Consider the following 21,914-nt stretch of genomic DNA (forward strand, 5'->3'; position numbering starts at 1 on the left):
TCAAATGGAGGACAGCGCGCATGAGTGACGTCGTGAATGGAGCCGTTGCGGCAATGAACGAAAAGGACGTGTCGGGCTTCGACGGCACAGCCAAGTTCGACATCGAGGGCGAAGGCGCCTTCGTGCTCGATTCGGACGGCGCGCGCGCCGGCGACGGGGACGCGGACGTCACGCTCAAAGCCGACGCCGACACGTTCCGCCAGATCATGGAGGGCGATCTCGACCCGACCTCGGCCTTCATGTCCGGCAAGCTCGCCATCGAGGGCGACATGGGCAAGGCGATGCAGCTGGCGCAGGTGCTCGCCTGATGCACGACGCCGCGCCGTTTCTCGACGCGCTGGCCGAAGGGCCGGAGGGCAGCCATGCCTTCTGGACCCATACGCGCGACGGGGTGAGGCTGCGGCTGGCGCATTTTCCGGGGCCGGCGGACGCGAAAGGCACGGTCCTGCTCTTCCCCGGCCGCACGGAATACGTGGAAAAGTACGGTCGCACGGCGACCGACCTTGCAGCCTACGGCTATCACACGCTCGCCATCGACTGGCGCGGCCAGGGGCTCGCCGACCGGTTCCTCCCGGACAGCCGCACCGGGCACGTGAACGCGTTTCTCGACTACCAGTCGGACGTGGCGGCGATGGTCGCGGCGGCCCGCGATCAGGACCTTCCGGAGCCCTTTCACCTCATCGCGCATTCCATGGGCGGGGCCATCGGCCTGCGCGCCCTTGTCGAAGGGCTGCCCGTAAAGGCCGCCGCCTTCACCGGGCCGATGTGGGGCATCCGCATCGCCGCGACGCTGCGACCGGTGGCCTGGGCACTCGGCTGGTCGAGCCTGCGTATCGGGCTGGGCCATGTCTTTGCCCCGGGCACCAAGCCCGAGGCCTACGTGCTCGAGCAGGCGTTCGAGGACAACCTGCTGACCCCAGACATCGAGATGTACGAATACATGCGCAGCCAGGTCGCGGCAGAGCCGAAGCTGCAGCTCGGCGGACCGTCGCTGCGCTGGCTGCACGAGGCGCTGGCCGAATGCTGGGATCTCGCGCGGCTGCCGTCGCCGGACGTCCCCTGCATCGCCTTCGTGGGCGAGAACGAGCGCATCGTCGACGTGGAGCGCATTCGCGCCCGCATGGACCGCTGGCCCGGCGGCCGGCTGGAGGTGATCGAGGGCGGCGCGCACGAGGTGCTCATGGACCGCGCCGAAGTGCGTCACCAGATCACCGACGCCATCGCCCGCCATTTCGAGGCCGCCCCGCCCGAGGTCGCCCGCGCCGCAGGTTGAGCGCGCGCGGCGCGGCGCTAGCTTCGCCGCCATGGCCGTGCTGACCTTCACCGACCGCGGGATCTACTGCCCTGCCGGGGACTTCTTCGTCGACCCCTGGCGGCCGGTCGACCGCGCGCTGATTACCCACGGCCATGCCGACCACGCCCGTCCGGGCCACAATCGCTACCTTGCGACCGAGGCCGCCGCACCGGTCATGCGCCACCGTCTGGGAGAGATCGACCTCGACACGGTGGCATATGGCAAGGCACTGACCATTGGCGATGCGAAAGTGTCCTTCCATCCCGCCGGCCACATCCCGGGCTCGGCGCAGATCCGCGTGGAGGTGGGCGGCGAGGTCTGGGTCGTCTCCGGCGACTACAAGACCGAGGCGGACGGCTTCTGCGAGGATTTCGAGCCGGTTCGCTGTCATTCCTTCATCACCGAATGCACCTTCGGCCTGCCGGTCTTCTCATGGGTCTCGCAGGCCGCGGTCGCCGCCGAGATCAACGCCTGGTGGGCGGCGAACGCGGCGGAGGGGCGGGCCTCGCTCCTCGGGGCCTATTCGCTGGGCAAGGCGCAGCGGCTGCTTGCGCTGGTGAACCCGAAGATCGGACCGATCCTCACCCACGGCGCCGTCGAGGGCACAAACGCCGTGCTGCGCGGCCAGGGCTACGCGCTGCCGGAGACGGTGCAGGTCCTGCCGGACACCGATCCGAAGGCTCATCCCGGCGCGCTGGTGCTGGCGCCGCCCTCGGCGCTCGGCACGCCGTGGGCGCGGCGCTTCGGGCCGGCCTCCACCGGGTTTGCCTCCGGCTGGATGCGCCTGCGCGGGGTGCGGCGCCGCCGCGCGGCCGACCGCGGCTTCGTGCTGTCGGACCATGCCGACTGGCCCGGCCTGATCGGGGCGATCCGCGAAACCGGTGCGGAAAACATATATGCGACGCACGGTTACACCGACATCTTCGCGCGATGGATGAACTCCGAAGGCTGGAACGCGGAAGTCGTGCCCACCGAATTCGGCACAGACGAGGATGACGACGCAGCGGTGACGGACGCGGCATGAAGGACTTTGCCGCACTCTTCACCGCTGTCGATCAGACGACGAAAACCACAATCAAGACAAGGGCTTTGGCCGACTACTTCAGCCAGGCCTCGGACGACGACAAGCTCTGGACCATCGCGCTCTTCTCCGGCCGGCGACCGAAGCGTGCGGTCACCACCACGCAACTGCGCGAATGGGCGGCGGAGCGGGCGGGCATCCCGCTCTGGCTTCTGGAAGAAAGCTATCCGATCGTCGGCGATCTGGCCGAGACCATCGCGCTCGTCCTGCCGCCCCCGGCGGAAGAGACCGACCGCCCGCTCTCCCACTGGATCAATGACTTGCGCGCGCTTGCGCAGGTCGACATCGACACGCGCCGCGACCGGATCGTCGCCGCGTGGGACCAGCTCGACGCCACCGAACGATTCCTGTTCAACAAGCTTCTGACCGGCGGCTGGCGCATCGGCGTGAGCCAGAAGCTGATGACTCGCGCGCTGGCGCAGGCCACCGGGCAGGACGAGGCGGCGCTGGCGCTGAAGCTCATGGGCGGCTGGACGCCGGACGATGTCAGCTACCGGACGCTGATCGAGGCGGACGACGGTTCCGCCGATCTCTCGCGGCCCTACCCTTTCTACCTGGCCTACCAGCTCGACGATCCGCCGGAGACGCTCGGTGATCCAGAGGAGTGGCAGGCGGAATGGAAGTGGGACGGGATCCGCGGGCAACTGGTGGTCCGGGGCGGCGAACACCATGTCTGGTCCCGCGGCGAAGAGCTGATGACGGACCGGTTTCCGGAATTCGCCCGCGCCCGCGACTTCCTGCCGGACGGCACCGTGATCGACGGCGAGATCGCCGCCTGGGACGCCGAGGCGGTCATGCCGATGCCGTTCAACACGCTGCAAAGCCGGATCGGCCGCAAGACCGTTCCGAAGAAGCTGCTGACAGAGGCGCCGGTGATCATGCTGGCTTACGACCTTCTGGAAGAGGCCGGCACCGATCTGCGCGAGACCCCGATGGCCGACCGCCGCGCGCGGCTCGAGGCGCTGATCGCGCCCCTGCCGGCCGAGGCGCCGCTTCGCCCCTCACCGCTCATCGACTTCGCCGATTGGGAGAACCTCGCCCGGCAGCGCGCCACCGCGCGGGAGTTCCGCGCCGAGGGCGTGATGCTCAAGCGCAAGGGCTCGCCGTATCTCTCGGGGCGCAAGAAGGGCGATTGGTGGAAGTGGAAGCTCGACCCGCTCGTGATCGACGCGGTGATGATCTATGCCCAGCAGGGCGCGGGGCGGCGCGCGAACCTCTTCACCGACTTCACCTTCGCGGTCTGGGACGCGGAGACACTGGTGCCCTTCACCAAGGCCTATTCGGGACTGACGGACGCAGAGTTCCGCAAGATTACCGCCTGGGTGCGCCGCAACACCGTGGAGCGATACGGGCCGGTGCGACAGGTCACGCCCGAGCACGTGTTCGAGATCGCCTTCGAGGGGATCCAGGCCTCGCCCCGCCACAAGTCCGGCGTGGCGCTGCGTTTTCCGCGCATGAGCCGCTGGCGGCACGACAAGCCGAAAGAGGAGGCGAACACGCTTGAAGACCTCAAGGCGATGCTCGCGGCCTACGGGTAGGAGGGGCGCTGCCCCTCTTGGCCGCTTGCGGCCAATTCACCCCGGAGTATTTGCGACGAGAAGAAGCGCATGCGGGCTTGAACCGGGGGGGCGCGCGGGCCTACCTCAGACGGATAACAGCAGGAGACATCCATGAGACTTCGCCCGCTTCTCGACGCCAATGCCGCCGCCGGCGGCCGCGACCTCGGCGACCTGCCGGAATGGGATCTGAGCGATCTCTACACCGCGCCGGACGCGGCGGAGCTCAAGCGCGATCTCGACTGGCTGGAGGAGGCCTGCCAGCGCTTCGCGGCCGATTACGAGGGCAGGATCGCGGATCTGGACGCCGCCGGGTTCCTGGAGATGGTGCAGCGCCATGAGCGGATCGAAGGCGTCGCGGGGCGGATCATGTCCTATGCCGGCCTGCGCTATTACCAGAACACCACCGATCCGGCGCGCACCAAGATGCTGTCGGACATGCAGGAGAAGATCACCACCTACACCACGCCGCTGGTGTTCTTCTCGCTGGAGCTGAACCGGCTGGACGATGCCGATTACGACGCGCTGTTCGCGGCGGACGAGGCGCTGGCGCGCTACAAGCCGGCTTTCGACCGGGTCCGGGCGATGAAGCCCTACCAGCTTTCGGACGAGCTGGAGAAGTTCCTGCACGACATGGGTGTCGTGGGCGACGCGTGGGAGCGGCTCTTCGACGAGACCATCGCGGGGCTGGAATTCGACGTGGACGGTGAGGTCCAGGGCATCGAGGCGACTCTGAACGGGCTGACCGAGCAGGACCGTGCCAAGCGCGAGGCCTCGGCAAGGGCGCTGGGGGCGGTGTTCACCAACAACGTGCGGACCTTCGCGCGGGTGCACAACACCCAGACCAAGGAGAAGGAGGTGATGGACCGCTGGCGCGGCATGCCGACGCCGCAGACCGGCCGGCACCTGGCCAACGACGTCGAGCCCGAGGTCGTGCAGGCCCTGCGCGACGCGGTCGTTGCGGCCTACCCCAAGCTGTCGCACCGGTACTACGAGCTCAAGCGGCGCTGGCTGGGGGTCGAGCGGATGCAGGTCTGGGACCGCAACGCGCCGCTGCCGATGTCCTCGGACCGCGTGGTGAACTGGGACGAGGCGCGCGAGACGGTGATGAACGCCTATTCGGCCTTCGACCCGAAGATGGCGGAGATCGCGCAGCCCTTCTTCGACCGCGGCTGGATCGATGCGGGCGTGAAGCCGGGCAAGGCGCCCGGGGCCTTCGCGCATCCGACGGTGACCGACGTGCACCCCTACGTGATGCTCAACTACCTCGGCAAGCCGCGGGACGTGATGACGCTGGCGCACGAGCTCGGCCACGGTGTGCACCAGGTGCTGGCCGCGGGCCAGGGGGAGATGCTGTCCTCGACCCCGCTGACGCTGGCCGAGACCGCGTCGGTGTTCGGCGAGATGCTGACCTTCCAGCGGATGCTGGCGAACGCGGGTGACGCGGCGGAGCGCAAGGTGCTCCTGGCCGGCAAGGTCGAGGACATGATCAACACGGTCGTGCGGCAGATCGCGTTCTACGATTTCGAATGCAAGCTGCACGATGCACGGCGCGGCGGGGAACTGACCCCGGACGACATCAACGCGCTGTGGATGTCGGTGCAGGGCGAGAGCCTCGGGCCCGCCTTCGACTTCATGGAGGGCTACGAGACGTTCTGGGCGTATATCCCGCATTTCGTGCATTCGCCCTTCTACGTCTATGCCTATGCCTTCGGCGACGGGCTGGTGAACGCGCTTTACGCCGAGTACGTGGAACGGCCCGAGGGCTTCCAGGAGAAGTATTTCGACATGCTGCGCGCGGGCGGATCGAAGCACCATTCGGCGCTCTTGGCGCCGTTCGGGCTCGATGCCTCGGATCCGACGTTCTGGGACAAGGGGCTGTCAATGATCTCGGGCATGATCGACGAGCTGGAGGCGATGGAAGAGTGATCGCGTGCGTGGGTGGGCAGATTGCCCACCCTACGGGCGGTTACCAGCGGAGAGCGGCGGGGGCGCTGCCCCCGGACCCCCGGGATATTTTCGGGCAGATGAAACCAGGGGCGGGCTGCGCTTGTCAGGCGCGGTGCCAGCGGTGCATGACGTCGGCGCCGATGGCGCGGGTTTCGGCGAGGCGGAACCGCGGGGCTTCGGAGAGGCGGTCGATGCCGAGCGCGCCGAGGCTGGGCTGGCCCTCCGCGCCGAGGGCGAGGCCGGCGGTGAAGCCGACGAGCTCGTCGACGAGGTCCGCGGCGAGAAGCGTCGCGGCGAGCGTGCCGCCGCCTTCGCAGAAGACCCGCGTGAGGCCGGCCTCGCCGAGGCTGTTCAGGAGCGCCCTGGCGTCGAGCTGGCGCCCCGAGAGCGGACAGGCGATGAGGCGGGCGCCGAGCCCTTCCCAGGCGGTGCGGCTTTCGGCCGGGGCGTCGGGGCCGTGGCAGATCCAGACCGGCACCTCGCGCGCGGTGCGGGCCAGTTGGCCCATGAGCGGCAGGTCGAGAAGGCGGGAGGCGACCACGCGCACCGGCTGCGGCACCCTCCCCCAGCCGCGCACGGTCAGCGCCGGATCGTCGGCGCGGGCGGTCCCTGCCCCGACCAGCACCGCGTCGTGGCTCGCGCGCAGGCCGTGCACCACGGCGCGGGCTTCGGGGCCGGTGATCCAGCGGCTTTCGCCGGTGGCGGTGGCGATGCGGCCGTCGAAGCTCGTGGCGAGCTTGAGCGTCACCGTTGGCCTACCTTGTTCCGTGCGCAGGAAGAAACCTGCGTGGTCGCGCGCGGCCTCTTCGGCCATCACCCCGGTCGTCACGTCCACGCCCGCGGCGCGCAGGCGGGCAAAGCCCTGGCCCGAGACGCGCGGATCGCTGTCCTCCAGCGGAGCGACGACACGGGCGATGCCGGCGGCGATCAGCGCGTCGGCGCAGGGCGGCGTCTGCCCGTGATGGGCGCAAGGCTCCAGCGTGACATAGGCGGTGGCGCCCTTCGCGGCCGCGCCGGCGGCAGCGAGCGCCTCGGTCTCCGCGTGAGGGCGGCCGCCGTCGCCCGTCCAGCCACGGCCGATCACGCGGCCGCCATTCACGATCACGCAGCCGACCGCCGGGTTCGGCCAGGTTCGCCCCATGCCGCGCCGGCCGAGGGCCAGCGCATGCGCCATGTGGCGCGCGTCCGCCTCGGAAAGTGCCACGTTACTTGTCGGCGGCGCCGGGGCGCAATTCGCTGACGAACTTGTCGAAATCGTCCGCCGCCTGGAAGTTCTTGTAGACGCTGGCGAACCGGACATAGGCCACGGTGTCGATGCGGGCCAGCGCCTCCATCACGATCTCGCCGATCTGCTTGGAGGGGATGTCGGTTTCGCCCATCGATTCAAGCCGCCGCACGATGCCGGAGATCATCTGGTCGATGCGCTCGGGCTCCACGGGGCGTTTCTGCATGGCGATGCGGATGGAGCGTTCGAGCTTGTCGCGGTCGAAATCCTCGCGCCGACCGTTGGTCTTGATGACCACGAGGTCGCGCAGCTGCACCCGTTCGTAGGTGGTGAACCGGCCGCTGCATGCGGGACAGAAGCGCCGGCGCCGGATCGAAACGTGATCCTCGGCCGGTCGCGAGTCCTTCACCTGCGTGTCGATATTGCCGCAAAACGGGCAGCGCATGACCGTCCCCCTCGTCCGTAATTCGCCTGTTTCTGGGGTTCGGCCCCAAATTATCCACAGTGACTATAGGAGGTCGGCCAGAATTTGGGTAGGGGGGAATTGGCGCCGCAAGATGCGGGGCGTGTCAGCTTGCGAGATGCGCGAAGATCTGGCGCGTGTGCGCCGCGTCGCGATGCTCCACGACGTAGATGCCCTGCCAGGTGCCGAGAACGGGGCGTCCGTCCGCCACCGGGATCGACAGGGACACGGGCAGATGCGCGGCCTTGATGTGGCCCGGCATGTCGTCCGGCCCCTCGTAGGTATGCGTGAGGTACGACATCGCGGGATCGGTCGTGGGCGGCACGAGCCGCGATAGCCACGCGAGCACGTCCGAGCGCACCTCGGGGTCGGCATTCTCCTGGATGAGCAGGCTCGCCGATGTGTGGCGGATAAAGAGAGTCAGAAGGCCGGTCGATGCGCCTGTGCCCGCAACCCACATCGTCACGTCGCGTGTGATCTCGATCAGGCTCGGGCCGCGCGTGGCCACGTCGAAGGTCGTCTGGTGCATGTCGCGTGGTCCGTTTGGGGCCCGCGCAGACGGACCCCGTAAGTGCCTCGGGCGATCAGGCTTCCGCGACCACGCATTGCACGCTGGGCAGGTCCTGCGTGCGGTCGAAGAAAAGCGGGGAGCCGTTGTCGGCAACGGCCGGGGATTGTGCGACCTGCGCGAGCGTCTCGCGGCAATCGTTCAGTTCGGCGGCGGAGACCTCGATCTCGATCACCTCGGCTTCTGGGGCCTGCAAGACGTTCGTGGCAGCGAACGACGCGGCGGCGACGCAGGTCAGGGCGGCGGCAGTAAGGGCGGTACGACGCATAACTGGAACTCCGATCTGGCTTCGGGGACAAAACGGGTGGGGCGCAGAAAAGTTTCCTCGGAATGCGCGTTCGGGCTTGACGCCCCTCCCGCACCGCATCCTGCAACCGGCCCGCATCGGGCTGCGTTACCATCCGAACACACGGATGCAGTTCAGCAGGGAGACCTTTATGGCGCGCACTCTCTTCATCACCGGTGCCTCCAGTGGCATCGGCGCGGAAACGGCCCGGCAGGCGGCCTCGAAGGGCTGGAATGTCGGGCTTTTCGCCCGATCGAAGGACAAGCTGGACACGCTCGCCGCCGAGATCGGAGAGCAGGCGATGGTTCTGCCCGGCGATGCGAGCGACCTGTCGCAGCAGCGCGAGGCCGTTGCGCATCTGGCAGAAGCCTACGGCGGGGTCGACGCCGCCTTCGCCAATGCCGGCACCGGCGCTTCTGTCCCAGGCGCGGAGGACGGCGATCCCGAGGAATGGGAGACCATGGTGCATCTCAACGTGCTGGGGCTGTTGTGGACCGTGAAAGCGGCGATCCCCCTCTTGCGCGAAAGCCGCGGGCACATGGTGCTGACCGGGTCCGCCGCAGGGCGCAAGCACATCAAGGGGTCGGTCTATTCGGCCACGAAATGGTTCGTACACGGCTACGGCGGCAACCTCGCCGAAGAGATGCGAGACTGGGGCGGGCGCTGCACCGTGATCGCGCCGGGCATGGTCGACACGCCGTTCTTCGAGGAGGCCAAGCCCGACAAGCTGAAGCCCGAGGACGTGGCCGGCGCGGTGATGTACGCGCTGGAGGCGGAGCGCCGGGCGAACGTGCAGGAAGTCTTCGTCATGCCCACCGACTGAGGGAGCGTGCGGTGGCCTGGCCTCTACCCTTCGGTCCGGCGGGCGCGCAGATGCGGCACCATGAGCGCCGCGAGGCTGAGCTCGACCGCGACGGTGCCCCAGGCGGTCCAGCCGGCGACGCCGCGCAGGATCGCCTGGACCCCGAAGAGCGCCAGGCCCGCCCAGATCACCACGACGCCCAGCACGATGGCCCGCCGCTCCGGCGAAGGGCCTGTGTTGCGCACGAGCATGAGGATCACCGCGATGCCCAGCAGAACGACGCCCGAGCGACGTATCGCGAGTTGCGCACCCGGCGTCGCGGTCTGATCGAAGGCGGCGAGCGGCAGGCCCGGCAGCACGACGTAGATGGCAAAGAGCGCCGCGAAGACGGCGGCGTGGATATGGCAGGCGGTACGGAAATCAGGCATGTGCAGTGAGCTAGAGAAAGCTGCGGCCCCGTCAATCGTCGCAAGCGGGAGGGCGCGCAGATCGAAACGCTGATCTCCGAATTCGGGCTTCTGGCGGTCTGGCTGGGATGCGCGCTGGAAGGGGACGCGGTGGCCATCACGGCCGGCGTGCTGTCGCATCGCGGCTACTTCACCCACTGGCACGCGATCGTGGCGGTCGCGGCGGGCGGATGGACCACCGACCTCATCACCTATTACGGCGCCCGCTACTTCCGCGATCATCCACGGGTGCTGCGCGCGCTCGCCCGGCCGGCGGCGCAGCGGCTGACCGCGCGGTTCCTGACGCGGCCGCTACTGCTGACCGCCATCTTCCGGTTCATTCCGGGCGCGCGGTTCATCGTGCCGGTCTATATCGGCACGGCCACGGGCGTGCGGTCCGCCCGCTATCTGCCAATCACCTTCTGCTCGGCGGTCGTGTGGGCGACGCTACTGGTGACGCTCGGCACGAAGATCGGCCGAGCGCTCGGTTACCTCTGGGGGCACCTGTGGTCGCCGACGGGACTTCTGGTGGTGCTAGGGCTGGCGATACTGGGAACCGCCGCGCGCGACCTCTGGCGCTACGCCCGGTCGGCCTGAACCGGGCGGATTACTCGAAAAGCGCCTTGCCCTGCTGGTCGATCGCCTGCCGCGCCTTGGCGAGCGAGGCCTCGACCGCGGCGTCGTAATCGCTCATCACGTCCGCACGAATGAGCTGATGCGACTTGCGCTCGCCGTCCACATCGCCCTCGATCAGCGCGGCGATGCGGAACTGGCCGTCATCGGGCATCGGTTCGGGCGTGATGTAGAAGCCGTTGTATTCCACGGTCTCGGCGGGAGCCGGCTTGCCGCCGTCGTTCCCGCCGCCGAAGAGTTTGGAAAAGAAGCCGGCCATACCCTGCCCTTTACTGATCGAGGAACGACCGCAGCTTGCGCGACCGGCTGGGATGCTTGAGTTTGCGCAGCGCCTTCGCCTCGATCTGGCGGATACGTTCGCGCGTCACGGAGAACTGCTGGCCCACTTCTTCAAGAGTGTGGTCGGTGTTCATGCCGATGCCGAAGCGCATTCGCAGGACACGTTCCTCGCGCGGGGTGAGCGACGACAGCACGCGCGTCGTGGTTTCCTTGAGGTTGTCCTGGATCGCCGCGTCGAGCGGCAGGACCGCGTTCTTGTCCTCGATGAAATCGCCGAGCTGGCTGTCTTCCTCGTCGCCGATGGGCGTTTCGAGAGAGATCGGCTCCTTGGCGATCTTCATCACCTTGCGGACCTTCTCGAGCGGCATCTGCAGCTTTTCCGCCAGCTCCTCCGGGGTCGGTTCGCGGCCGATCTCATGCAGCATCTGGCGGCCGGTGCGGACCAGCTTGTTGATCGTCTCGATCATGTGGACCGGGATGCGGATCGTGCGCGCCTGGTCGGCGATCGAGCGGGTGATCGCCTGGCGGATCCACCACGTCGCATAGGTCGAGAACTTGTAGCCGCGGCGATACTCGAACTTGTCCACGGCCTTCATCAGGCCGATGTTGCCTTCCTGAATGAGGTCGAGGAACTGAAGGCCACGGTTGGTGTACTTCTTGGCGATGGAGATCACGAGGCGCAGGTTGGCCTCGACCATCTCCTTCTTGGCCTGCCGGGCCTCCTTCTCGCCCTTCTGGACCTGCTGGACGATGCGGCGGAATTCGCCGATATCGAGACCGACATACTGGCCGATCTGGGCCATGTCGCCGCGCAGCTCGCTCACCTTGTCCGAAGAGCGTTCGATGAAGCTCTGCCAACCGCGGCCGGGCTTCTGGCCCATCCGCTCCATCCAGTTGGGATCGAGCTCGTAGCCGCGGTATTCGTCGACGAATTCGCGGCGGTTGATGCGCGCCTGGTCGGCCAGCTTCACCATGGCGCTGTCGATGGCCATGATCCGCTTGTTGATACCGTAGAGCTGGTCGATCAGCGCTTCGATACGGTTGTTGTGCAGGTGAAGCTCGTTCACCAGCTTCACGATCTCGCCGCGCAGCTTCTGGTAGCGTTCCTCGTCACCGCGGCTGAACGAGCCGTCCTCGTTCAGCGTGGCCGAGATGCGGCTGTCCTGCATCGCGGCCAGCTCTTCGTAATCCTGGGCGATGCGGTCCAGCGTCTCCAGCACACGGGGCTTGAGCGCGGCTTCCATCGCCGCAAGCGACATGTTCGCCTGCTCTTCTTCCTCGTCGCCCTCGTCCTCGCGCCGGATCGGGTTGCCGTCGGCGTCGAGCTCCGGCTCCGCCGGCTTTTCCTTGCGCAGTTCGGCATTGCCGGCGGTCTCGTTCGAGACGACGGCTTCCTCGAGCTCTCCGTCTTCGCCGACCTGGTTGCCGAACGTGGTCTCGAGGTCGATCACGTCGCGCAACAGAATATCTTCGGCGAGAAGTTCGTCGCGCCAGATGGTGATCGCCTGGAAGGTCAGCGGGCTTTCGCACAGCCCCGCGATCATTGTGTTGCGACCCGCCTCGATCCGCTTGGCGATGGCGATCTCGCCCTCGCGGGACAGAAGCTCCACAGAACCCATCTCGCGCAGGTACATGCGGACGGGATCGTCCGTGCGGTCGAGCTTCTCGCCCGAGCCGGAGGACAGCGCGACATCCTTGTTGGAAGACGACTGGACGAGCTCGGTCGAGCCCTTGTCCTCTTCCTCTTCGGCTTCCTCGTCCTCTTCGGTGACCTGGATGCCCATCTCGGAGAGCATCGACATCACGTCCTCGATCTGGTCCGAGGAGACCTGATCCGGCGGCAGGACCGAGTTGAGCTGGTCGTAGGTGATGTAGCCGCGCTCTTTGGCCTCCGCGATCATCTTCTTGACCGCGGCCTGGCTCATGTCGAGCGTGACCTCCTCCTCCTGCACCTCGGGCTTGGCGTCGTCGTTATCCTTGGCTGCCATTCTCAGCACTCCTCTCGAGGGGCCGGGTCGCGCATCGGGCGCATTGCGCATCGAGCGATTCGATTAGCGCGAATCAATAGCGCGGTGAAGTGATTCGCACACCCGGGCCAGCCGATTCTTTTGACGATCCGCGACGTTTGTGCATTAGCTGCGCCGTTTGTCGAACCGTATCGTTTCCATCAGGGCGGCGAAGGCGTCGCGTTCGCCGCGGTCGATTCGCGCGCCGTTGGCGCCCGTGTCGAACTCCCTGTCATCCTCCCGTGCGGCCCGTTGGGCACGGGCGTAATCCTCGGACGCCTGTCTCAGTCGCCAGGTCAGCACCTCGTCGGAATGCGCCTCCAGATCCTCGACCGCCTCGGTTTCCGCTTCGTGTCGGCCCCGTGCGGCGTTCCGCTTGGCCAGTTCCTCCGCAACGGTCAGCGCCGCGATCTCGGCATCGCCGGGCTGGCGCAGGCACGGAACGACCTGCAAATGAGGTGCCGAAAGAAAGGAATCAAGGGCCGACTGACCGATCGCCGCGGCAACGGCGGCGCGGGCATCCGATTCGCCGGCGGGCATCGCACGGAGCAGCGCATCGCGGATCGCGGAATGGGTGGCGTCGGCGCAATCCATCTCCGCGATCTCGGCATCGAAGGTGTCGAGCACCTCGGGCGTCGACAGCACCGCGGCGAGGATCACCGCCTCGCGGATATGCTCCTCCGCCCGCGCGTCGGAGGCCAGGAGCGACGCCTTGGCCGACGGCGAGGCGGGCGCCGGCGCATCGCGGCGCCAGGGCGTGCGGCGCTTGCCCTCGGGGCGCGCGGGGCGGAACAGCTCCCACCTCAGGCGCTTGATCTCCTCGCCGTAATGGTAGCGCAGCGACGGGTCGGGGATGCGCTTCAGCGTCTCGCGCAGCGACTGGTCGAGCGCGGCCTTGCGCTCGGGGCTGTCGAAGACGCGGCCTTCGGTCTCGCGCCGCCAGAGCAGGTCGACCGTGGGCGCCGCGGCGTCCAGCACCTCGCGCACCGCCGCCTCCCCGCCCGAGCGGACGAGATCGTCGGGATCCTTGCCCTCGGGCATCCGCGCGAACCGCAGGGAGCGCCCGGCCTCCAGAAGCGGCAGGGCGAGGTCGATCACCCGGTAGGCGGCGCGCAGGCCCGCCGCGTCGCCGTCGAGCGCGATCACCGGCTCGGGCGCGACGCGCCAGAGCGTCTGAAGCTGTGCCTCGGTCACCGCTGTGCCGAGCGGCGCGACGGCGGCGGTGAAGCCGCCCTCGGACAGCGCAATCACGTCCATGTAGCCCTCGGCGACGATCAGCGGCTGGCCCTTGCCCGCCGCCTCGCGCGCCGGCGCGAGGTTGTAGAGGTTGCGCCCCTTGTCGAAGAGCTCCGTCTCGGGCGAGTTGAGGTATTTGGCTTTGTCGTCCGGGTCCATCGCGCGGCCGCCGAAGGCGATGGCGCGACCGCGCCCGTCTCGGATCGGGAACATGATGCGGTTGCGGAAGACGTCGTAGGGCTTGCCGCCCTTCTGCGAGGCCCGGGCAAGACCGGCGGCCAGAATCAGCTCCTCGCTCACCCCGTCGTGGCGCAGATGATCCCACAGGCCCTGCCAGCCGTCGGGCGCGAAACCGATCTCGAACGTCTCCACCGCCTGCTCCGACAGCTTCCGCTTGCCGAAAAGGTAATCGCGGGCATCCGCTCCTGCCCCGGTACGCAGCTGCATCCGGTAGAAGCGCACGGCCGCCTCCATGACCTCGGCGAGCTGGTCGCGGCGGTCGGACTTCTCCTTCGTGCGCGGGTCCTGCGCGGGCATCTGCATGCCGGCCTCGCGGGCAAGGATCTCAACCGCCTCCATGAAGCCGACATTCTCGCTTTCGCGGACGAACGAGATCGCGTCGCCCTTCGCCTGGCAGCCGAAGCAGTAGTAGAAGCCCTTGCGGTCGTCGACGTGGAACGACGCGCTCTTTTCCTGGTGGAACGGGCACGGCGCCCACATGTCCCCCTTGGCTTGGTTGGACTTGCGGTTGTCCCACATGACCTTGCGGCCGACGACCTGGCTCAGGCTGAGGCGGCCGCGCAATTCGTCGAGGAAACCGGGGGGGAGACTCATGCCCCGAATATGGCCGCCGTCCGGAGCGGAGTCGAGAGCCGGCGGCGGCGCAACCGGGCGTCGGGGACCTGCACGCGCCCGGCCGCGCGACTCGCGGGATCAGCGTGCCAGGCACGCCTCCACCCAGCTCTGGCCGACCCCGTCGCCAAGCTGATCCTCGGGCAGTGTGTAGACCCAGTCGACCACCGCCGGCACGACCGAGGCATATTTCGCCTCGGGTCCCGACAAGTTGGACTGCACGGTCTCGACCGCTTCTTCGGCTCCCACGCCCTCTCCGCGGCTGTTGACAACGGCCATCACCATGTCCGCCTGGAGATTGCATTCCTCCGCCTTGTCCTGAGCGGTGGCCGCGGGTCCAACGATCGCGGCCGCCGTCAGCAACATCGCAAAAAGCGCCTGTTTCATCGTCGCGTCCTTTCGTTGTCGGTCGCGCCTGCACTTAGAGTGAGGCGCCGGGCATGCCAAAGGCACGGCGGCCGAACCGGCGAAGTTTCGCCTTTCTAAAGGCCCTTGGCCCGATAGCTCGATGCCACGCGGTTGATCGCCACCATGTAGGCGGATGTTCGCAGATCGGTGACGTCGGACCTTTCGTGCCACGGCACGCGCATCGACTGGTAGGCAATGCGCATAGTGTCGTCGAGACCCGAGCGCACCAGTTCCAGTTCGTCCGCGCCCTTGAGATACTTCGACTTGAAGTCGGGCGACATCGACCAGGCATCTCCGAGATACCGGTCGAGCCGCTCCAGCTCGTCGACGATAAGCTGGTGGCGCGCTTCCTCCTGCCGGCGCTGCATCCGGCCGAACCGGATGTGGCTGAGGTTCTTGACCCATTCGAAATAAGACACCGTCACACCGCCGGCATTGGCGTACATGTCGGGAATGATGACGGTGCCGCGCTGGCGCAGGATGTCGTCGGCGCCGGCGGTCACGGGGCCGTTGGCCGCCTCCACGATCAGCGGCGCCTTGATGCGGTGCGCGTTCGACAGGTTGATCACCCCTTCGAGCGCGGCGGGGATCAGCACGTCGCATTCGTGTTCGAGCACGGCGTTGCCGGTCTCGGTGTAATCGGCATCGGGGCAGCCTGAGACGCCGCCGGTTTCCAGGATGTGCGCGCGCACCTTCTCCACGTCGAGGCCCTGGGCGTTCATCACCGCGCCGTCGCGCTCGACGATGGCGACGATCTTGCAGCCGTCCTCCTCCGACAGGAACTTCGCGGCGTGGTAGCCCACGTTACCGAGGCCCTGGACGATCACCTTCTTGCCGTCCAGCGTGCCGGACATGCCGGTCTTGGAGACGTCCTCGGGGTGGCGGAAGAACTCGCGCAGGGCGTATTGCACGCCGCGGCCCGTCGCTTCCACACGGCCGGGGATGCCGCCGGAATTGAGCGGCTTGCCGGTGACGCAGGCCTTGGAATTGATGTCGGTGGTGTGCATCCGCGCGTACTGGTCCGCGATCCAGGCCATTTCCCGCTCGCCGGTGCCCATGTCGGGCGCCGGCACGTTCTGCGAGGGGTTGATCAGGTCGCGCTTCACCAGTTCATAGGCGAAACGGCGGGTGATCTGCTCCATCTCGTGGGCGTCCCAGTCGCGCGGATCGACGCAGAGCCCGCCCTTCGAGCCGCCGAACGGCGTCTCCACCAGCGCACATTTGTAGGTCATCAGCGCGGCCAGCGCCTCCACCTCGTCCTGGTTGACGGCGGTGGAATAGCGGATGCCGCCCTTCACGGGCTCCATGTGCTCGGAGTGGACGGACCGGTAACCGGTGAACGTGTGGATCGCGCCGCGCAGCCGCACGCCGAACCGCACCGTGTAGGTGGCGTTGCACACGCGGATCTTCTCCTCGAGCCCGGGACTGAGGTCCAGAAGCTTGACCGCGCGATTGAACATCAGATCGACGCTCTCGCGGAAGGTGGGTTCGTTGAGCGGGGTGTGTTCCATTGCGCCTCCTCGGGCCCTTGCGGGCAATCGGTCCCGGGCCGCACGACGGCCGGCCCGGGATGGAGCGTAACGCAGGATGGCGACGGAGACATCCGCGAACTGCACAAATTTGTGGCGCAGAGTCGCCGGTACCCGTCATGGCCCGACGGGACGACCGCCGCCCGAGGCCGCCCGGCGTCGCCACCCCGGGGACAATGACCCGCAGCGCCCCGCAATGTGCGCGATCGGCTGCAAACAAGCCGAAATTGGCGGTAATCGCGCCCCATTTTCGCCGACTTGCCGGAGCAGTGTCCGGTTCCGTCGACCTGTCCGGCTGCTCGCGGCAGGCCACGAAACACCGAACAATGTGTACGCCCCGGCGAGAAGCTCCGGGGGGAAAGGTACGGCATGCGTATTGAATTGCCCAGATGCCGGGGAACCGCTTCGGCCGGAAGGTCCGCCCGCGCGCTCCGGCAGGCGCGGCGAGATTGGCCGGCCCCCCTGCGCGCCTTCGTGCGGGACGAATCCGGCGCACTTTCCATCACGATGATCTTCACGTCGCTGATTCTGGTCGCTGTCGGCGGGATCGGCGTCGACCTCATCATCGCCGAGTACAAGCGCGTGAACGTGCAGAACACTCTCGACCGCGCGGTGCTGGCCGCGGCCGACCTCGAACAGGTGCTCGACCCCGACGTCGTCGTGCGGGATTATTTCGACAAGATGGCGCTCGACGGCACGCTGACCAGCGTCCGGTCGCAGGAGGGGCTGAACTTCAAGGACGTCACCGGCACCGCCGACATGGAGGTCCCGGCGAACTTCACGCGCCTGCTCGGGCAGCAGTCCTACCGGACCGGCGGCACCGCCCAGGCAGTGGAGCGGATCGCCAATGTGGAGATCTCGCTCGTGCTCGACATCTCGGGCTCTATGGTCTCGAACAACAAGATGGCCAACCTGAAGACGGCGGCCAACACCTTTATCGACACCGTCCTGTCGGACGAGAACGACGATCTCGTCTCGGTGACGCTCGTGCCCTATTCGGAGCATGTGAACGCCGGCCCGGACGTGGCCAGCCATTTCAACGTCGACTGGCGGCACGGCTATTCGCATTGCCTCGAGATCGACGGCAACCAGTTCGACAGCACCGAACTCGACATGTCGGTCACCTACGAGCAGGCGCAGCACTTCCAGTGGAACTATCCGGGCTACAACGAGCGCAGCGACACCGTCTGCCCGCGCTATTCCTACGAGCGGATTCGCGCGTTCTCGCAGGATGCCGGGGCGCTGAAATCGCAGATCTCGCAATTCCAGCCGCGGGCGGGCACGTCGATCTTCCTGGGCATGAAGTGGGCGACCGCCTTCCTGAGCCCGGAGCACCGGCCGCTGGTCTCCGCCATGGCGGCGGAAGGCGACGTCGATTCCACCTTCGCGAACCGTCCGGCCGACTGGGACGACGAGAACACGTTGAAAACCATCGTGCTGATGACCGACGGCCAGCACGACCGGTCCTACCGCATCTCGGACTGGGCCTATGACAGTTCATCGGAAGTGTCGCACTGGAACCAGTACAACCTGTGGTACTACCTGAACCGGCACGTGAACTCCTATTACCACTCGCAGTTCTATTACCAGAAATACAATGCCGGCATGGGCGACGGCCTGATGGACCGGATCTGCGACGCGGCCAAGGCGGAAGGCATCGTCATCTGGTCCATCGGTTTCGAGGTGAGCGACCACGGCGCCGACGTGATGCGCAGCTGCGCCTCTTCGCCGGCCCATTTCTACCGGGTCGACGGGCTGGAGATCGAAGACGCATTCTACTCGATCGCCCGGGCGATCAACCAGCTGAGGCTCGTGCAATGACCCGTGTCCATACCGCGTATCTGCGCCGTTTCGCGCGCAACGAAGACGGCGCCGTGCAAACCGTTCCCTACGTTCTGTGGATCCTGATCTTCATCGTCTTCATCCTCGGCGGCGTCGAAATGGGCATGTACACCGCCCGGCAGACGATGCTCGAGCACGGGCTCGACAAGACGATCCGGCGCGTGCGGCTCGGCACCGGCACGATCTACGATCGCGAGACGCTGAAAGAGATGATCTGCGACAACTCCGTCATCCTGCCGTATTGCGAGGACGAACTCTACCTGGAGATGGTCAAGCTCGACATCCGCGACTGGCAACTGCCGCCCCAGAACGTGAAGTGCTACGACGACACGGTCGACGCCACGGGATCCGGATCGGACGGCTACGGCGGTTCCGACGACGAGGTCCAACCGCAGGTCGCCTTCGAATACGGCCGCGAAAACGAACTGATGATGCTGCGCGCCTGCTTCCGGTTCGAGCCGATCACGCCGACGCTCGGCCTCGGCAAGTACCTGGCCAGCTACTACGAGGATGACGGCCATGCCCGGATGAATGCCGTCGGCGCCTTTGTCCACGAACCGCTCTGAGGAGGATCGGCGCATGTTCGATGCAATCAAGTCCCGCGCGCACCGCTTCCTCGGCCAAGAGGACGGCGATGCGACGGTCGAAGGTCTGCTGCTGATCCCGGTGGTCGCCACGCTCTTCGCAGCCGGCTGGGTCTGGCACGATTTCGGCCGCCAGACGGCGCTGGAGCAGCGGATCAATTACACCGTCGGCGACATGATGTCCCGCGAGACCGACCCGATAGACGACGCCTATATCGATCACACCTTCGAGCTTGTCCTGGCGATGCTGAAGAGCAATCTGGACAAGACCGACCTGCGCATCAGCGTCGTCCGTCAGACGAAGAAGATCGACCGGCAGGATCCCGAGTACCGGGTCGTCTGGTCCGAGACCCGCGGCGACCGGGCGGTGCTCTCGGGCACGCTGACGGATTGGGACGACAGGCTGCCGCTGATGGCGCGCAACGATCAGGTGATCGTCGTCGAGACATGGACGGACCACCAGCCGGTCTTCACCATCGCCGGTCTGGGAGCGTCCGAGATCACATCCTATTCCTTCACCCGCCCGCGCTTTGCTCCGCAGGTGCTGTTCGACGACGGCGGCGGCGGATCCCACGCCAACAATGGCTGGGGCAACGGCGACCAGGACGCGCCCGGAAACTCGCTGTGCAACAACAACGCCGAGAACTACGACGAGGGTCAGAACTCCAACAAGTGCAGGGACAACGTCGACGGCAGCGAAAACATCGAGCCGAGCGGGGTGTGACCCCGCTCAGATCTGCCCAGATTTCAACGCCGCGATGATGTCGGCCATGGGGCGGGTCTGCGCTCCGGCTGTCACGCCCCCCACCGCCACGCGCCGCCCAAGGCGCCACCAGAGCCCCGGCCGCCAGACCCGTGTCTGCGGCCGGGACAGCTTGAGAAGAAAACCGTTCGACGGCTTCATCGCGAACATCGACCGGTCGACGCGTTCGACCTCCTCGATCCGCGCCAGGACGAGGCCGCCGCGCTCGCGCAGCTCCTCCCGCGTCAGTTCCAGCACCGCCTGCGTCGCGCGGTGCATGGCCGCCGCACCGGCGATGGCGCCCGCCGCCCCGGCCAGGAACACCAGCCGCCAGAGGAACGCCATCGGGGTGCCAATCGCCAGCGCTGCCAGGAGCGTGCCCAGTCCCGCCAGCGCGACGATCCCCATCCAGCGCCGTGGCGCGGAGGCATGGACAACCACCAGTACCTCGCCCGCGTCCGTGTCGTCCCTGTCCATGCCCGCTCTCCTGCTGCCGCCCCTGCCCTAGCGCCCTTCCGCGCCGAGGGAAACCGCCCGGGCTTTTCGCCGCCCCGGCGCCGTGCCAGTGTTCGGCGCGACACCGGCAGCGCGGAGGCCCCATGCCGATCACCACCTGCATCTTCGACGCCTACGGCACGCTCTTCGACGTCGGCGCCGCGGCCCGTGCGGCCGCGGCCGAGCCCGGCCGCGACGCGCTCGCCGCCTGCTGGCAGGAACTGGCCGAGGACTGGCGGCAGAAGCAGCTGCAATACACTTGGCTGCGCGCTGTGATCGGAGAGCATTGCCCGTTCTGGCAGGTGACGCAGGACGGACTCGACTGGGCGCTGGAACGCCGCGGCCTCGATGGCGACGCGGAACTGCGGGGCCGCCTGCTGGCGCTCTACCGCGAGCTTGACGCCTATCCCGAGGTGCCGCAGGTGCTGGCCGCGCTCAAGGCCGCCGGCAAGACCTGCGCGATCCTGTCGAACGGCAATCCCGAGATGCTGCAAGACTCCGTCGACGCCGCCGGGATCGGCGGATCGCTCGACGCCGTCCTGTCGGTGGAGGAGGTCGGCGTCTTCAAGCCGGCCCGGGCTGTCTACGACCTCGTCGGCCGGCGCTTCGGCTGCGCGCCCGCCGAGGTGCTGTTCGTCTCCTCCAACGGCTGGGACGCCGCGGCCGCCGCCGGCTACGGCTTTGTCACCGCCTGGGCCAATCGCGCCGGCGCCCCGGTCGACCGGCTGCCGCACCGGCCGGCGCATGTCGTGCCCGACCTCACCCCCATTCCGGAGCTTGCCCCCTGATGCCGCGCTTCACCTCCTCCGACGGCCTGTCGCTGCATTACGAGGACGAAGGCGACGGCCTGCCGCTCCTCTGCCTCGCCGGTCTCACCCGCGACCACCACGATTTCGACTATGTCGCACCGCACCTGACAGGGGTGCGCCTGATCCGCCCCGATTATCGCGGGCGCGGACAGTCCGACTGGGGCCCGCCCGAAACCTACGCGATCCCGGTGGAGGCGCGCGACGCCGTCGAACTCCTCGACCATCTGGGGATCGAGCGGGCGGCGATCCTCGGCACCTCGCGCGGCGGGCTCATCGCCATGGTACTCGCGGCGACGGCGAAGGACCGGCTGTCCTGTCCGGCATCGCCTTCAACGACATCGGCCCGGAGATCGCCGAGGAGGGGCTGGAGGCGATTCGCAACTATCTCGGCCGCGATCCGGTCTGGAAAACCCATGCCGATGCGGCCGAGGCGCTCGCCACCCGCCTGCCGGGGTTCGAGGGCGTCCCGCCCGAGCGCTGGGAGCGCGAGGCACGCATCCTCTTCCGCGAAGGCCCGCACGGACTGACCATCCCTTACGATCCCAAGCTCAGGGACGCCGTGCTTGGCGGCGGCGCGCAGCCCGCAGCGGATCTCTGGCCGCTCTTCGACGCGGCCGCGGGCCTGCCGCTCTGCGCCATCCGCGGCGCCAATTCCAACCTGCTCGCGCCCGAGACCTTTGCCGAGATGCAGGCCCGCCGCCCCGACATGATCGCCGCCGAGGTGCCGGGCCGCGGCCACATTCCCTTCCTCGACGAGCCCGAGGCGCTGGACGCCCTGGATCGCTGGCTGGACATGCTGCGGTAAGGCCCGCGCCGGTTTTCCAAGGA

Annotated in this window: 22 protein-coding genes and 1 pseudogene; 12 read left to right on the forward strand and 11 right to left on the reverse strand. The window is 67.6% G+C overall.

Annotated elements, in window-relative coordinates; genetic code table 11:
• Window positions 1–20 precede the first annotated feature (20 nt).
• From F3H57_RS00695 to F3H57_RS00715, 5 genes are all read left to right on the forward strand, one after another.
• Window positions 21–308: an SCP2 sterol-binding domain-containing protein gene (locus tag F3H57_RS00695; RefSeq protein WP_149753952.1), complete on the forward strand. Its 288-nt coding sequence runs from the start codon at window positions 21–23 to the stop codon at window positions 306–308.
• On the forward strand, window positions 308–1,273 hold the full coding sequence (locus F3H57_RS00700; RefSeq protein ID WP_149753953.1) for an alpha/beta fold hydrolase: 966 nt from the start codon (window positions 308–310) through the stop codon (window positions 1,271–1,273). Before F3H57_RS00695 ends, F3H57_RS00700 begins: the two co-directional genes overlap by 1 nt.
• A gap of 31 nt (window positions 1,274–1,304) precedes the next feature.
• On the forward strand, window positions 1,305–2,318 hold the full coding sequence (locus F3H57_RS00705; RefSeq protein WP_149753954.1) for a ligase-associated DNA damage response exonuclease: 1,014 nt from the start codon (window positions 1,305–1,307) through the stop codon (window positions 2,316–2,318).
• The gene (locus F3H57_RS00710) at window positions 2,315–3,913 is read left to right on the forward strand and encodes an ATP-dependent DNA ligase (protein WP_149753955.1); all 1,599 of its coding nucleotides are present in this window, start codon (window positions 2,315–2,317) and stop codon (window positions 3,911–3,913) included. Before F3H57_RS00705 ends, F3H57_RS00710 begins: the two co-directional genes overlap by 4 nt.
• 132 nt (window positions 3,914–4,045) lie before the next feature.
• Window positions 4,046–5,860, forward strand: coding sequence for a M3 family oligoendopeptidase (locus F3H57_RS00715; protein ID WP_149753956.1), 1,815 nt, complete (start codon window positions 4,046–4,048; stop codon window positions 5,858–5,860).
• 124 nt (window positions 5,861–5,984) lie between these two features.
• Here the strand turns inward: F3H57_RS00715 and ribD are convergent, their stop codons facing one another.
• The 4 genes from ribD to F3H57_RS00735 form a co-directional block, all read right to left on the reverse strand.
• Complete coding sequence (ribD, locus tag F3H57_RS00720; protein WP_262504480.1) at window positions 5,985–7,085, reverse strand: bifunctional diaminohydroxyphosphoribosylaminopyrimidine deaminase/5-amino-6-(5-phosphoribosylamino)uracil reductase RibD; 1,101 nt, start codon at window positions 7,083–7,085, stop codon at window positions 5,985–5,987.
• A gap of 1 nt (window position 7,086) precedes the next feature.
• Window positions 7,087–7,551: a transcriptional regulator NrdR gene (gene nrdR, locus F3H57_RS00725; protein ID WP_149753957.1), complete on the reverse strand. Its 465-nt coding sequence runs from the start codon at window positions 7,549–7,551 to the stop codon at window positions 7,087–7,089.
• A gap of 124 nt (window positions 7,552–7,675) precedes the next feature.
• Complete coding sequence (locus F3H57_RS00730; RefSeq protein ID WP_149753958.1) at window positions 7,676–8,098, reverse strand: secondary thiamine-phosphate synthase enzyme YjbQ; 423 nt, start codon at window positions 8,096–8,098, stop codon at window positions 7,676–7,678.
• Window positions 8,099–8,153: 55 nt separating this feature from the next.
• Complete coding sequence (locus F3H57_RS00735) at window positions 8,154–8,405, reverse strand: hypothetical protein (RefSeq protein ID WP_149753959.1); 252 nt, start codon at window positions 8,403–8,405, stop codon at window positions 8,154–8,156.
• Window positions 8,406–8,574: 169 nt separating this feature from the next.
• On the opposite strand from F3H57_RS00735, the gene F3H57_RS00740 reads away from it, so the two are divergent.
• Window positions 8,575–9,246 carry an SDR family oxidoreductase gene (locus F3H57_RS00740; RefSeq protein ID WP_149753960.1) on the forward strand — a complete coding sequence of 224 codons (672 nt, stop codon included), beginning with the start codon at window positions 8,575–8,577 and terminating at the stop codon, window positions 9,244–9,246.
• Window positions 9,247–9,269: 23 nt separating this feature from the next.
• On the opposite strand, the gene F3H57_RS00745 is transcribed toward F3H57_RS00740, so the two are convergent.
• Window positions 9,270–9,653: a hypothetical protein gene (locus F3H57_RS00745; RefSeq protein WP_149753961.1), complete on the reverse strand. Its 384-nt coding sequence runs from the start codon at window positions 9,651–9,653 to the stop codon at window positions 9,270–9,272.
• A 129-nt stretch (window positions 9,654–9,782) separates the two neighbouring features.
• On the opposite strand from F3H57_RS00745, the gene F3H57_RS00750 reads away from it, so the two are divergent.
• Window positions 9,783–10,268: a VTT domain-containing protein gene (locus F3H57_RS00750; RefSeq protein ID WP_188129567.1), complete on the forward strand. Its 486-nt coding sequence runs from the start codon at window positions 9,783–9,785 to the stop codon at window positions 10,266–10,268.
• Between the two features lie 10 nt (window positions 10,269–10,278).
• Here F3H57_RS00750 and F3H57_RS00755 read toward each other — a convergent pair whose 3' ends face one another.
• The 5 genes from F3H57_RS00755 to F3H57_RS00775 form a co-directional block, all read right to left on the reverse strand.
• Complete coding sequence (locus F3H57_RS00755; RefSeq protein ID WP_149753963.1) at window positions 10,279–10,563, reverse strand: HlyU family transcriptional regulator; 285 nt, start codon at window positions 10,561–10,563, stop codon at window positions 10,279–10,281.
• Window positions 10,564–10,573: 10 nt separating this feature from the next.
• Window positions 10,574–12,571, reverse strand: a complete 1,998-nt coding sequence (gene rpoD, locus F3H57_RS00760) for an RNA polymerase sigma factor RpoD (RefSeq protein ID WP_149753964.1) — start codon at window positions 12,569–12,571, stop codon at window positions 10,574–10,576.
• A gap of 144 nt (window positions 12,572–12,715) precedes the next feature.
• Window positions 12,716–14,659, reverse strand: a complete 1,944-nt coding sequence (gene dnaG, locus F3H57_RS00765) for a DNA primase (RefSeq protein ID WP_149753965.1) — start codon at window positions 14,657–14,659, stop codon at window positions 12,716–12,718.
• A gap of 99 nt (window positions 14,660–14,758) precedes the next feature.
• Window positions 14,759–15,064 carry a hypothetical protein gene (locus F3H57_RS00770; protein ID WP_149753966.1) on the reverse strand — a complete coding sequence of 102 codons (306 nt, stop codon included), beginning with the start codon at window positions 15,062–15,064 and terminating at the stop codon, window positions 14,759–14,761.
• Between the two features lie 95 nt (window positions 15,065–15,159).
• Entirely contained in the window at window positions 15,160–16,596 is a 1,437-nt protein-coding gene (locus F3H57_RS00775) for a Glu/Leu/Phe/Val family dehydrogenase (protein ID WP_149753967.1), read from the reverse strand.
• A 492-nt stretch (window positions 16,597–17,088) separates the two neighbouring features.
• Here F3H57_RS00775 and F3H57_RS00780 point away from each other — a divergent pair, with 492 nt between their 5' ends.
• From F3H57_RS00780 to F3H57_RS00790, 3 genes are read left to right on the forward strand one after another with little or no spacing between them, the layout of a single operon-like run.
• Window positions 17,089–18,435 carry a TadE/TadG family type IV pilus assembly protein gene (locus tag F3H57_RS00780; RefSeq protein WP_223162889.1) on the forward strand — a complete coding sequence of 449 codons (1,347 nt, stop codon included), beginning with the start codon at window positions 17,089–17,091 and terminating at the stop codon, window positions 18,433–18,435.
• On the forward strand, window positions 18,432–19,022 hold the full coding sequence (locus F3H57_RS00785; protein WP_149753969.1) for a TadE/TadG family type IV pilus assembly protein: 591 nt from the start codon (window positions 18,432–18,434) through the stop codon (window positions 19,020–19,022). Before F3H57_RS00780 ends, F3H57_RS00785 begins: the two co-directional genes overlap by 4 nt.
• Window positions 19,023–19,035: 13 nt before the next feature.
• Complete coding sequence (locus F3H57_RS00790) at window positions 19,036–19,764, forward strand: TadE/TadG family type IV pilus assembly protein (protein ID WP_149753970.1); 729 nt, start codon at window positions 19,036–19,038, stop codon at window positions 19,762–19,764.
• A 6-nt stretch (window positions 19,765–19,770) separates the two neighbouring features.
• On the opposite strand, the gene F3H57_RS00795 is transcribed toward F3H57_RS00790, so the two are convergent.
• A complete protein-coding gene (locus F3H57_RS00795) occupies window positions 19,771–20,259 on the reverse strand; it encodes a hypothetical protein (RefSeq protein WP_149753971.1) in 489 nt (162 codons plus the stop codon).
• Window positions 20,260–20,381: 122 nt separating this feature from the next.
• Here F3H57_RS00795 and F3H57_RS00800 point away from each other — a divergent pair, with 122 nt between their 5' ends.
• Together F3H57_RS00800 and F3H57_RS00805 are read left to right on the forward strand one after the other, a co-directional pair.
• On the forward strand, window positions 20,382–21,065 hold the full coding sequence (locus F3H57_RS00800) for a haloacid dehalogenase type II (protein WP_149753972.1): 684 nt from the start codon (window positions 20,382–20,384) through the stop codon (window positions 21,063–21,065).
• Window positions 21,065–21,891 (forward strand): annotated as a pseudogene (locus F3H57_RS00805) (alpha/beta fold hydrolase). The gene F3H57_RS00800 and the pseudogene F3H57_RS00805 overlap by 1 nt, the downstream one beginning before the upstream one ends.
• Window positions 21,892–21,914: the final 23 nt, after the last annotated feature.

The organism is Roseivivax sediminis (assembly GCF_900112685.1).
Taxonomy (GTDB): Bacteria; Pseudomonadota; Alphaproteobacteria; order Rhodobacterales; family Rhodobacteraceae; genus Roseivivax; species Roseivivax sediminis.